At 71.5% G+C, this 13042-nt stretch carries 6 protein-coding genes and 1 pseudogene; 6 read left to right on the top strand and 1 reads right to left on the bottom strand.

What is annotated here, in order from left to right:
- Position 1: 1 nt before the first annotated feature.
- Positions 2-1678, top strand: a complete 1677-nt coding sequence (locus V6V89_RS32850; protein WP_334623433.1) for a fumarate hydratase — start codon at positions 2-4, stop codon at positions 1676-1678.
- A 239-nt stretch (positions 1679-1917) separates the two neighbouring features.
- Here the strand turns inward: V6V89_RS32850 and V6V89_RS32845 are convergent, their stop codons facing one another.
- The gene (locus V6V89_RS32845; RefSeq protein WP_334623432.1) at positions 1918-2250 is read right to left on the bottom strand and encodes a hypothetical protein; all 333 of its coding nucleotides are present in this window, start codon (positions 2248-2250) and stop codon (positions 1918-1920) included.
- A gap of 829 nt (positions 2251-3079) precedes the next feature.
- On the opposite strand from V6V89_RS32845, the gene V6V89_RS32840 reads away from it, so the two are divergent.
- From V6V89_RS32840 to V6V89_RS32820, 5 genes and pseudogenes are all read left to right on the top strand, one after another.
- Positions 3080-6175, top strand: a complete 3096-nt coding sequence (locus V6V89_RS32840; protein ID WP_334623431.1) for an AfsR/SARP family transcriptional regulator — start codon at positions 3080-3082, stop codon at positions 6173-6175.
- Position 6176: 1 nt separating this feature from the next.
- Entirely contained in the window at positions 6177-9128 is a 2952-nt protein-coding gene (locus V6V89_RS32835) for an AfsR/SARP family transcriptional regulator (RefSeq protein ID WP_334623430.1), read from the top strand.
- A gap of 36 nt (positions 9129-9164) precedes the next feature.
- Entirely contained in the window at positions 9165-10520 is a 1356-nt protein-coding gene (locus V6V89_RS32830; RefSeq protein ID WP_334623463.1) for a class II fumarate hydratase, read from the top strand.
- A pseudogene (locus V6V89_RS32825) lies at positions 10517-11194 on the top strand (HAD family hydrolase); the annotation flags it as partial. The gene V6V89_RS32830 and the pseudogene V6V89_RS32825, both read left to right, overlap by 4 nt.
- Before the next feature lie 58 nt (positions 11195-11252).
- Positions 11253-12932, top strand: a complete 1680-nt coding sequence (locus V6V89_RS32820; protein WP_334623429.1) for a S8 family serine peptidase — start codon at positions 11253-11255, stop codon at positions 12930-12932.
- Positions 12933-13042: the final 110 nt, after the last annotated feature.

Raw genomic sequence — 13042 nt, 5'->3', positions numbered from 1 at the left:
CATGAGCGGCCCTGCCCCCTTCGCGCACTCGCCCCTGCTTCCTATCGGTGCTGACACGACCGAGTACCGGCTGGTCAGCGACGAGGGGGTCGACGTGGTGCACGGGCCCGGCGGGCGCCGTTTTCTCACCATCGAGCCGCAGGTGCTCACCCAGCTCACCGCCGAGGCGATGCACGACATCGCGCACTACCTGCGCCCGGCGCACCTCACCCAGCTTCGATCGATCATCGACGACCCGGCCGCCTCGCCGAACGACCGCTTCGTGGCGCTCGACCTGTTGCGCAACGCCAACATCGCGGCCGGCGGTGTGCTGCCGATGTGCCAAGACACCGGCACCGCCATCGTGATGGGCAAGCGCGGCCGGCACGTGCTGACCGACGGCACCGACGAGCGGGCCATCGCCAACGGCGTGTACCAGGCGTACACGCGGCTCAACCTCCGGTACTCCCAGCTCGCCCCGATCACGATGTGGGAGGAGCGGAACACCGGCACCAACCTGCCGGCGCAGATCGAGCTGTACGCCGAGGACCCGGGCGGCCGCCCCGACGCGTACAAGTTCCTCTTCATGGCCAAGGGCGGCGGCTCGGCCAACAAGTCGTACCTGTACCAGGAGACCAAGGCGCTGCTGAACCCGGCGCGGATGATGGCGTTCCTGGACGAGAAGCTGCGGCTGATCGGCACCTCCGCGTGCCCGCCGTACCACCTGGCGATCGTGATCGGTGGCACCTCGGGGGAGTACGCGCTGAAGGTGGCGAAGCTGGCCTCGGCCAAGTACCTGGACACGCTGCCCAGCGAGGGTTCGATGCTGGCGCACGGCTTCCGCGACACCGAGCTCGAGGTTGAGGTGCTGGAGCTGACCCGGCAGTTCGGCATCGGCGCGCAGTTCGGTGGCCGGTACTTCTGCCACGACGTCCGGGTGATCCGGCTGCCGCGGCACGGCGCCTCCTGCCCGGTGGCGATCGCGGTGTCATGCTCAGCCGACCGCCAGGCGCTTGCCAAGATCACCCCGTCGGGCGTGTGGCTGGAACGGCTGGAGACTGATCCCGCCCGCTTCCTGCCCGACGTCACCGACGCCCAGCTCGACGGCGGCGAAGTGGTCAACGTCGACCTGAACCGCCCGATGGACGAGATCCGCGCCGAGCTGTCCAAGTACCCGGTCAAGACCCGGCTGTCGCTCAGCGGTCCCCTCGTCGTGGCCCGCGACATCGCACACGCCAAGATCGCCGAGCGGCTCGATGCGGGTGAGCCGATGCCGGAGTACCTGCGGGATCACGCGGTCTACTACGCCGGGCCCGCCAAGACTCCTGAGGGGTACGCGTCCGGCTCGTTCGGGCCGACGACGGCCGGGCGGATGGACGCGTACGTGGCGAAGTTCCAGGCCGCCGGTGGGTCGCACGTGATGCTCGCCAAGGGCAACCGGTCGCGCGGCGTCACCGAGTCGTGCGAGCAGCACGGCGGCTTCTACCTCGGCTCGATCGGCGGCCCCGCTGCCCGGCTGGCCCAGGACTGCATCAAGCACGTCGAGGTCCTGGAGTACGCGGAACTGGGCATGGAAGCGGTCTGGAAGATCGAGGTCGAAGACTTCCCGGCCTTCATCGTGGTCGACGACAAGGGCAACGACTTCTTCGCCGAGGTGACCCGTCCTAACCCTGTCCTTCGGGTCGGGCGCCGGCCTTAGACGGTCTATTCGAAGGATATTGAGCTACCGCGATGTTCGCGGTGGTCCGGACCGTTGCTCCCGCGGCCTCACTCTCCGCGGTTTCAAAAACCCCGTCCATCCACCCATCCCCGGCCGGCCGCTCAACGGCGCTCGCGCCGCAGCGCCGAGGCAAAGACGCCCCGAGACCGGCCGACGCGTCGGCGTATTCAAGCAAGGCCCCTGGCCTGTCGGATTGGGTACCCTGTGACAGGGTTCCACTACGCACGGTTGGCCATTAGCGTCGGTCTATGGTCAGCCGTAGGTCGTCCGGTATCGCTGAGCGTGCAACCGTCGGCGTCGTCCTGGTCATCGTGGCCGTACTCTTCTGGATCTCTGAGCAGCGCCGTATGGCGATATTCGTCGTACTTGGCTTGTTCGTCCCATATCTTGCCCTGGTTGCTCCATTCAGGTGCGGCGGCTACACCCGTCAGCGGCGGGCGTGCCGCCTCATCGGCAATGGCTGGCTGATCGGCTGTAAGTATCACCGTTTCGATCGCCTGGGTCGGATTCTCCGCCGCGACCGCGATCGTGCGGCGGCCCGGTACCGACACCCGGACCGGTCGGTCAACGCGGCCGCCTCCGGCGGATTGCCGAGGCGGCAGGCTGCGCGGGAGCTGACTCGGCCCAGGGGCTTCGACATACTCTCGCTGGCGATCAGCGTTAGCAGCATGATCGCTGGCTGGCTCGCACTATGGATCGGCCCCTGACACGCTTGGCCCTGGGCATGATGCCGCTTCGAGCATGTGATTTAACGTTGCGGGCAGAAAGCTTGGTAGCTTGGCTCGCCTATGGGCCTGCACTTGTCCGGATCACCGGGTGGGACGCTCGGTTCCAAGAGAACTACGACTGCTCAGCCTTCATCCCCCACCCGCTGCCGACCAAGCTCGACCTGGCGCAAGAGACCTACCTGGCAGTCACCCAGGCGGCGGTCGCCGTGGCTCGCCTTGACCAAGCCGCCTTCCGGCTACCGAACGCCGGCCTCCGCACGACTGGGGGTCTCCTACCAAGCTGCGAACACGGCGATCAGGCGCCTCGTCCAGCTAGGCATCCTGGATGAACGCACGGGCCGAAGGTACGGGCGCGTTTTCGCGGCACGAAGGGGTCTTGAACATCATCAGCGCCGCTTGACGCGGAGGCGGCTGACGCCGGCCCAGCGAGCCGGGCCGGCGGCCACCAGTCGCCTGTCCGCCGGTCGAGCAGACAGGCGACTGCCCCCGTTATGAGCCGCACAGTCCCGTTATGCGGTCCCCGCACGTCCATACTGGTGGCTGCCGCTCTCGAACCGCTCCCATATCGCTCTCATTCGAGACGCCGCACCCTTTCCGTCTCGGGTTACATTTCTGCGAGAGATCGGTCGGCACACATGCGGGCGGAGCGGAAATGCGGTTCGGGATCCTGGGCCCGCTGCGAGTCGGCGGAGCCGAGACAGGCGACCCGGGCGACACCGTGAGCGCTTCCGGGCGCGCGAACGACCCGAGCGAAGCGAGGGCATCAGACACCGCGATCACCGCGGGCCGGGATCGGGTCGTTCTCGCCATGCTCCTGCTCAACGCCGGCCGCGTGCTGCCGGTCGACAGGCTGGTCGACGCCATGTGGGACGGCACCCCACCGACCACCGCCCGCGGCCAGCTTCAGAACTGCGTGTCCCGGCTGCGGCGGGCCCTCACGGCGGCGACCGGCACCGACGTGATCGTCACCGACCCCGCCGGGTACGCCGCCCAGGTCGGCCCCGGCGACCTGGACTCGCTGGTGTTCGCCGAGCTGACCGCCGAGGCGCGGGCCGCCGCAGCGGACGACCGCGCCGATGAGGCCCGCGACCTGTACCGGTCGGCGCTGCGGCTGTGGCGCGGCCCCGCGCTCGCCGGCATCGCCAGCCGCGCGGTGCAGCGCGGCGCGGCGGCGCTCGACGAGCAGCACGCCGTCGCGATCGAGGAGTGCGTCGAGGTCGAGCTGCGCCTGGGCCGCGAGCGCGAGCTGCTTGGCGAGCTGACCGACCTGGCAGAGCGGTATCCGCTCCGGGAGCGGCTGCGCGCCCAGCTCATGCTCGCCCTGTACCGGGCGGGACGGCAGGCCGACGCGCTCGCCGTCTACCGGGAAGCGCGGCAGGTGCTGGCCGACGAGCTGGGCATCGAGCCCGGGCCCGCGCTGCGCGACATGCACCAGCGCATCCTCGCCGGTGACCTCGGCGCCGCCGCCGAGGAGCGCCCGGCGCACCACGCCGCCCCGGCGCGCTGCCTGCCGCGGGCCGCCACCGACTTCACTGGGCGCGCGGAGGTGGTCGCCCGCCTGGTCAAGGCCGTGGAGAACGCCGACCCGACCGGGCCGGTGATCCAGCTCATCGACGGGATGGCCGGCAGCGGCAAAACCACGCTGGCGGTACACGTCGCGACCGCGCTCGCCGGCCGGTATCCCGACGCGCAGCTCTTCGTCGACCTGCACGGCCACAGCGAGCGGCAGCCGCTGGAGCCCGCTGCCGCACTGGTCACGCTGCTGCGTCAGCTCGGCGTGCCCAGCGAGCGGATACCGGCCGAGACCGACGACCGGGTCGCGTCCTGGCGCACCGAGCTGGCCACCCGCCGGGTCCTCGTCGTCCTCGACAACGCGGCCAGCACGGCGCAGGTCAGCCCGCTGCTGCCGGCCGCGCCAGGCTGCCTCGCGCTGGTGACCAGCCGGCGCCGGCTGGTCGGGCTGGACGGCGTGCACCCCGAGCCGCTGCCCGTACTCGCCGAGCCGGAGGCGGTCGAGCTGCTCGCCCGGGTCGCCGGCCCGGAACGCATCCGCTCCGAGCCCGCGGCCGCCGCCGACGTGGTGCGCCGGTGCGGGTACCTTCCGCTGGCGATCCGGCTCGCGGGCGCCCGGCTGGCGCACCGCCGCAGCTGGCGGGTGGCCGACCTGGCCGGGCGGCTGCGGCAGGAGCGCCCGGTGCTGCCCGAGCTGGCAGCCGAAGACCGCACTGTGGCGAGCGCCTTCGCGCTCTCGTACGGCCAGCTGCCCGAGCCTGAGCAGCGGGTATTCCGGCTGCTCGGGCTACATCCGGCCCTCCACTTCGACGCGCTCTCGGTGGCCGCGCTGGTCGACCTGCCACTGCCGGTGGTACAGGACCTGCTCGACGAACTGGTCGACCGGCACCTGCTGGAGGAGCCCGATGCCGGGCGGTTCCGGATGCACGACCTCATCCGGGAGTACGCCCGGGAGCTGGCGACCGCTCAGGAGCCGGAGGCCGTGCGGCAGGCCGCGACCGGCCGGGTGCTCGACCACTATCTGCACGCCGTCGTCCGTGCCAGCGAGCAGATCGAACGCGCCGACAAGCTTCAGCAGTCGCTCAAGTTGAGCGTGCCGCTGCGCCCCGACCTAGTCGATCCGGGCGCGGCGGACGGTGCCGCGTGGCTGGAGGCGGAACGGCTCAACCTGCCCGCGTTCGTGCGGTGCGCGGCCGAGACCGGGCATCACCAGTACGCCTGGAAGCTGGCGCGGGCGATGTGGCGCTTCCTCTACCTGCGCTGCTACAACGACGAGCTGCTCATCACGCACCGGGACGGGTTGGCCGCCGCTCAGCGCTCCGGCGACGATGCCGCGGTGGCCACGATGCACAACTACCTCGCCTCGGTGCACTACCGGGCGGCGCGGTACGACGAGGCGATCGAGCACGTCGAGGCGGCACTCAAGCTGCGCGAGGCGCTCGGCGACGTGCGCGAGGCCGCGACCTGCCGCGGCAACCTCGCCGTCGTGCTGAGCCAGCTCGGCCGGTTGCAAGAGGCCATAATCTGCTCGTCGCAGACGCTGGAGACCTGGCGGCGGCTGGCAAACGACCAGGGCATGTCGCTCGCCCTCACCGACCTCGGACTGATGCTCACCCAGCTCGGACGGTACGAGGAGGCGCTCGATCTGCACCGCCGTCACCTGATCCTGGCCTGCGAGCGCCGGCTCGACTTCCATGTCGGCGCCGCCCTCGGACACATCGCGCAGGTGCGGCTCCGGCTCGGGCAGCGCGCGGCGGCCATGCGGCTGCTGCGCAGCGCTCTCATCGTCAAGCGCCGCACCGGCAACCGGTACGGCGAGGGCGAGGTCCTCAACGACCTGGGCGTCGGGCACCGGATGGGCGGCGAGCTCGCGGAGGCCGAGCGGCACCACCGGATGGCCTTGGCGATCATCCGGCAGACCGGCGACCGGCGCGGCGAGTCGCTGGTCCGCAACGACCTGGCGATCACGCTCGCCGCCGCCGGCCAGCGGTCCGCCGCCGTCGAGCAGCACAACCAGGCGCTCGCCATCGCCACCCAGATCCGGCACCGGTACGAGGAGGCGCGGGCGCTCGACGGGCTGGCCCGGTGCACCGCGCCCGCGGCGGCCGAGCAGGCCCGGCGGTACTGGGAGCGCTCGTTGGTCATCTACCGCGAGATGGGTGTGCCGGACGCCGAGGGCGTGGCCGCCCGGTTGGCGGCTCAGCTGGCAGTCCTGTCCGCGACGGACGAGGGTTGACGTGCGATTTCGGGTGCTGGGCCCGCTGGCCGTCGGCGTCGGCGACGCGCCGGTCACCGCGGCCCGCGACCGGGCCCTGCTCGCGACGCTGCTGCTGCGCGCCGGGCGGGTAGTCCCGGTCGACGACCTGATAGACGCGATGTGGGACGAGCGCCCACCAGCAACCGCGCGCGGCCAGTTGCAGAGCTGCGTGTCCCGGCTGCGCCGGACGCTCGTCGCCGCCGGCATCCCGGACGACGCCATCGTGACGGACCCCGCCGGGTACCTCGTGCGGGTCGAGCCGGACGAACTCGACGCAGCCGTGTTCGAGCAGACCGTCGTGCGGGCTCGGGAAGCCGCCGCCGCGGAACGGTGGGTGGAGGCACGCGACGAGTACCGGGTCGCCCTCACGCTGTGGCGCGGTCCGGCCCTGTCCGGCATCGCGAGCCGAGCGGTGCAGCGTGGTGCCGCGACCCTCGACGAGCAGCGGCTGCGGGCAGCGGAGGACCGGTTCGACGTCGAGCTACGCCTCGGCACCGTTCCCGAGCTGGTGAGCGAGCTGTCCGAGCTGGTCGACCAGCATCCCTTGCGGGAGCGCCTGCGCGCCCAGCTCATGCTCGCCCAGTACCGGGCCGGCCGTCCGGCGGACGCGCTGACCGAGTACGAGCGGGCGCGGCGGGCGCTGGACGATGAGCTGGGCGTGCCGCCCGGACCCGCCCTGCGCGACCTGCACCGCCGCATCCTCGGGAACGACCCAGCGCTGGCCGAGCCGCCCCGGTCGGTGCCGCCACTGGCCCGCTGCCTGCCGCGCGGCCTCGCCGACTTCACCGGCCGGTCCGACCTGGTGTCCCGGCTGGTCGAGGTGGCTCGCGTCGACCCCGAAAAGCCGGTCATGCACGTGATCGACGGGATGGCGGGCAGCGGCAAGACGTCGCTGGCGGTACACGTGGCGCACCTGGTCGCGTCCGCGTACCCGGACGCGCAGCTCTTTGTCGACCTGCACGGGCACAGCGAGCGCGATCCACTGGAGTCGGCCACCGCGCTCGTCACGCTGCTGCGGCAGCTCGGCGTGCCGGGCGAGCGGATCCCCGCCGACCTGGACGAACGAGTCGCGCTGTGGCGCAGCGAGCTGGCGCGACGCCGGGCGGTCGTGGTGCTCGACAACGCGGCCAGCACCGCACAGGTGGCTCCGCTGCTACCGGCCACCGCGCACTGCCTGACCCTGGTCACGAGCCGGCGCCGGCTGGTCGGGCTCGACGGTGCCCAGCCCGAATCGATGCCGCTGCTGTCCGCTCGCGAGGGCGTCGACCTGCTAGCCCGGGTGGCCGGCGACCGGGTCCACGCCGAGCCGGACGCGGCCGCCGAGGTGGTTCGCCGGTGCGGGTACCTGCCGCTCGCCATCCGGCTGGCCGGTGCCCGGCTCGCCCACCGGCCGGGCTGGCGGGTGGCGCACCTGGCCGGCCGGCTGGGCGTCGAGCGGCCGGTACTGCCCGAGCTGGTGGCCGAGGACCGCACGGTGGCGAGCGCGTTCGCACTGTCGTACGGCCAGCTCGGCGAGCCGGCCCAGCGGGTCTTCCGCCTGCTCGGCCTGTACCCGGGCGAGCGGTTCGACGCGACCGCGGCGGCGGCACTGGCGGGTGTGCCACTGCCGGTGGCCCAGGACGTGCTGGACGAGCTGGTCGACCGGCACCTCGTCGACGAGCCGGCGGCTGGGCGGTTCCGGCTGCACGACCTCATCCGGGAGTACGCGAGCGACCTCGCCGCCGTGGCCGAGCCGGAAGGCGAGCGGCACGCCGCGATAGAGCGGCTCTGCGACCACTACCTGCACGCCGCGTCGGCGGCCAGCCGGAGCCTGATGGCGCCGAGCGCCCGCGGCCTCGCCGGCGGCGAGCCGCAGCGCCCCGATCTCCTGGCGGGCATCGATCTCACCTGGTTGGAAGCCGAGCGCGCCAATCTCGCCGTCCTCGTGCATCTGGCGGCGCGAGCCGGGCACGAGGATTACGCCTGGCGGATCGCCGGGACGGTGTGGCGCTTCTACTTCCTGCGCGGGTACTCCGACCACCTCATGGACTCGCTCCGCGACGGACTGATGGCAGCTGACCGCCTCGGCGACGGCGACGCGGCCGCGACCATGCACAACTACCTCGCGGCGGGCTGCTTCCGCACCGACCGGGCGCAGGAGGCCATCGAGCACCTGCGTGCCGCGCTCGTGCTCCGGGAACGCGCCGGCGACCTGCGCGGGGTCGGGATCAGCGTGGCCAACCTCGGCGTGACGCACGTCCAGTTAGGGCGGCTCGACGAGGCGGAGAGCTACCTGCGGCGGGCCATGGACATCTGGCGGCGGTTCCGGGCTGACCGGGGCGTCGCGTTTCCACTCGCCGAGCTGGGTCTCGTCGCGATGCTGCGCGGCCGGTACGCCGAGGCGCTGCACTGCCACCGCCGGCACCTGCTCTTCTACGCCGAGCGGCACGCCGACTTCCAGGTGGGTGCCGCGCTCGGCAACCTGGGTCAGGTGCGCATCCGCCTCGGCCAGTACGCGATCGCGCGCCGGCTTCTCACGGCGGCGGTGCGCATCCACCGGCGCACCGAGAACCGGTCCGGCGAGGCAGAGGCGCGCAGCGGGTTGGGGGTGGCCACGCGCGAGCTGGGCAGGCTCGACGAGGCGGAACGCCTGCACCGGGAGGCGGTGGCGATCATGCAGGGGATCGGCGAGCGGCGTGGCGAGGCCGCCATCCGCAACGATCTCGCGGTCACGCTGGCCGCGAAGGGCGACCGGGAGCAGGCCGTGGCCGAGCACTGGGCCGCGCATGCCATCGCCACCCAGGTGACCAGCCCGTACGAGCAGGCGCGGGCCCTCGACGGCCTCGCGGCCTGCCTGCGTGACAAGGATCCGGGCCAGGCGCGCCGGCACGCGGATCGGGCGTTCGCCATCTACCGACAGACCGGCGTGTACCGGGCAGGGGAGGATGGATAAGTGACTGAGCAGGCATTTCGCGTAGAGCGCGACACGATGGGTGAGGTCCAGGTGCCCGCGGAGGCGCTGTGGCGGGCGCAGACGCAGCGGGCGGTGGAGAACTTCCCGGTCTCGGGGCGCGGTCTGGAGTCGGCGCACATCCGGGCGCTGGCGCAGATCAAGGGAGCGGCCGCCCAGGTCAACGCGGAGCTGGGGGCGCTGCCGCCTGACGTGGCACAGGCGATCGCCACCGCCGCGGCTCACGTGGCCGACGGCGGCTACGACGACCAGTTTCCGGTGGACGTCTTCCAGACCGGCTCCGGCACCTCGTCGAACATGAACGCCAACGAGGTGCTCGCCACCCTGGCCAGCCGCGAGCTGGGCCGGCCGGTACACCCCAACGACGAGGTGAACGCGTCGCAGTCCAGCAACGACGTCTTCCCGTCGTCGATCCACCTGGCGGCCACCTACGCCGTCGTCAACGACCTGCTGCCTGCCCTGCGCCACCTGGGCTTCCGGATCGAGGGCAAGGTCGACGAGTTCAAGACCGTCGTCAAGGCCGGGCGCACGCACCTCATGGACGCGACGCCGGTCACGCTCGGGCAGGAGTTCTCCGGGTACGCGGCGCAGGTGCAGTACGGCATCGAGCGGCTGGAGTCGTCGCTGCCCCGGCTGGCTGAGCTGCCCCTAGGCGGCACCGCGGTCGGCACCGGCGTCAACACGCCGCCCGGGTTCGCGGCGGCGGTGATCGGCAAGCTCCGCGAGATGACCAAGCTGCCGCTCGCTGAGGCGCGCAACCACTTCGAGGCGCAGGGCGCCCGGGACGCGCTCGTGGAGACCTCCGGGCAGCTCCGCACGATCGCCGTGGGCCTCTACAAGATCGCGAATGACATCCGGTGGATGGGCTCCGGGCCCCGAGCCGGCCTGCGCGAGCTGCACATCCCCGACCTCCAGCCGGGGTCGTCGATCATGCCGGGCAAGGTGAACCCGGTGGTCAGCGAGGCGGTACGCCAGGTCTGCGCACAGGTGATCGGCAACGACGCGACCGTCGGGTTCGCCGGCTCGCAGGGCGATTTCGAGCTCAACGTGATGCTCCCGGTCATGGCGCGCAACCTGCTGGAATCGATCCGGCTGCTGGCCGCCGCGAGCCGGTTGCTCGCCGACCGCTGCGTGGCCGGCCTGGTCGCCAACGTCGAGATCTGCCGTGAGTACGCGGAAGCGTCGCCGTCGATCGTCACGCCGCTCAACAAGTACCTCGGGTATGACGAGGCGGCCTCGATCGCCAAGCAGGCGCTCGCGTCCGGCCAGTCGATCCGGGCGGTCGTGCTCGACCGGGGGCACGTCGAGGCTGGCCGGATCACGCAGGAGCAGCTTGACGAGGCGCTGGACGTGCTGCGAATGACCCGACCATGAGAGCACCCCGCACTATCACGACGGTCGTGTTCGACGCGGACGAGACCGTCGTCGACCTCCGCGCGGCCGTCGACGGGGCGCTTGTCGCAGTACTCGATGAGATGCGGCGGCTGACCCCGGCGGCGGTCGAGGTGTCCGCGATCGACCTGGCATCGGACTGGAACCTGGCCTTCTCGGCGATGTACGCCGAGCCTGTCACCGAGATCCGGCGGGCGGCGCTGCGGCGGTCGCTGGCCCGCGCCGGCCTTGCGTCCGAACTGGAGCGAATCGCGGAGCTGTTCTTCGCACGGCGGTTCGAGCTGAGCCGCCCGTTCGCCGACGTACGGCCGGCGCTGGCGGCCCTGCGCCGTTCGTACGCCGTGGGCCTAGCCAGCAACGGCAACAGCCACGCACACCGGTGCGGCCTGCGCGGCGAGTTCGCTTTCGAGGTGTACGCGCACGTCGGTGGCCTGCCGAAGAAACCCGCGCCCGAATTCTTCGCCGCCGTCGTGGCGGCAGCCGGCGCCGACCCGGCCACGGTGGTACACGTCGGCGACTCGTGGGAGCACGATGTGGTGGCCGCCCGCCGGGCCGGGATGCGCGCGGTCTGGTTGAACCGGTTCGGCCGGCCGCGACCCGCCGGAAACGCGCCCGACGTGGAAATCCGTTCCTTAGCTGAGCTGCCAGCACTCTTGTGCGACGGTCCACTGTTCGATTTGATGCTCACCGACCCCTCAACGAGAGGAAATCATGGTGAGCAGACGCCTTACGATGGGCTCCGTCGCTACCGCGACAGCGTTGGCCCTCGTGGCCATAGTGCCAACCGGCCCGTCGAACGCGGCCCCGGCGAGCACGACCGACTACACGGTGGTGGCTGAGGACGGCGTGTCGGCCGACGCGGCCGTCGCCGCGATCGCCGCCGCTGGTGGCACCGTTGTCGAGCGCAACGACAGCGTCGGCGTGTTCCGAGTGAGCTCGACGCGCACCGACTTTGCGACCCGTGCGGCAGCTGCCGACGCGCTCATCGGCGCGGCACAGCGGAAGGCCATCGGCTACGCGCCCAAGCTGGAGATCGACGCTGTCGAGCAGGAGAACCGGGTGACCGCCGCGACCGGCACCGCCCGCGGCCGTAGCGGCGTGACGAGCATGGACCCGCTGGACGACAAGCTCTGGGGCCTCGACATGATCCGGGCCGACGAGTCGCGGCGCAAGCAGGCCGGCAAGAAGGGTGTGACCGTCGGCATCCTCGACACCGGCCTCGACGCGAGCAACCCCGACCTCGCGCCGAACTTCAGCGCCTCCCTTTCCCGCAACTTCGCCCCGGACATCGTCGAGGTCGACGGTCCGTGTGAGGTCGAGAGCTGCCTCGACCCGGTCGGCACCGACGACAACGGGCACGGCACGCACGTCGCCGGCACCATCGGCGCCGCCGCGAACGGTGTGGGCGTCTCCGGCGTGGCCCCCAAGGTCACCCTGGTCGAGCTCAAGGGTGGCCAGGACTCCGGGTACTTCTTCCTGGAGCCGGTGGTCAACGCCCTCACGCACGCCGCCGACTCGGGCCTCGACGTCGTGAACATGTCGTTCTACGTCGACCCGTGGCTGTACAACTGCCTCAACAACCCGGCCGACTCGCCCCAGGCGCAGGCCGAGCAGCAGGCGATCATCAAGGGCATGACCCGGGCACTGACGTACGCCCACCTCAAAGGCGTGACGTTGGTGGGCGCGCTCGGCAACAACCACGAAGACCTGGGCGACCCGCGTACCGACATCTCCAGCCCGGACTTTGGCGCTCCCGCGTATCCCCGCGAGATCGACAACAACACGTGCTGGGACCTGCCAGTCGAGGGTCCCTTCGTCATCGGCGTCTCCGCGCTGGGCCCGTCGGCCAAGAAGGCTGACTACTCCAACTACGGCACCGAGCAGATTTCGGTCGCGGCGCCCGGTGGCTGGTTCCGGGACGGCTTCGGCACGCCGTCGTTCCGCTCCGACGCCAACATGATCCTCTCGGCGTACCCCAAGAAGGTGCTGCAGGAGGAGGGCACGGTCGACGAGGACGGCAACGTGGTGCCGGCGGCGGCTTCGTTCGTCTTCAAGGACTGCACGGCGGCCGGCGCCTGCGGGTACTACACCTACCTGCAGGGCACCTCGATGGCGGCTCCGCACGCGTCTGGTGTGGCGGCGTTGATCGTCAGCCAGTTTGGCCATCGCGACTACCAGAACGGCGGGCTGACGCTCGCGCCATGGAAGGTCGAGTACCAGCTCAACCGGACCGCCGCCGCGCACGCCTGCCCGAAGCCGCGGCTCCAGACCTACACCAACGAAGGCCGGGACGCGGAGTTCAACGCCTACTGCGAGGGTGGCAAGAACTTCAACGGGTTCTACGGCTACGGCATCATCGACGCCTACGCGGCGGTGACAACCCGCGGCTTGTAGGGCGGCTAGCGGTCGGCCGCGGCGCCGCCCCGCCGCCCTCGTTCCGTCGATCAAGAAACCCTGGCCCTTCGGGCCACCCGCAGGTGGGTGAAACTCGTGGTGGCGTCGCT

It is taken from the genome of Micromonospora sp. CPCC 206061, assembly GCF_036906915.1.
Taxonomy (GTDB): Bacteria; Actinomycetota; Actinomycetes; order Mycobacteriales; family Micromonosporaceae; genus Phytohabitans.
Note: the sequence above shows the minus strand (reverse complement) of the source record. Positions and strands in the feature narration are given on the sequence as shown.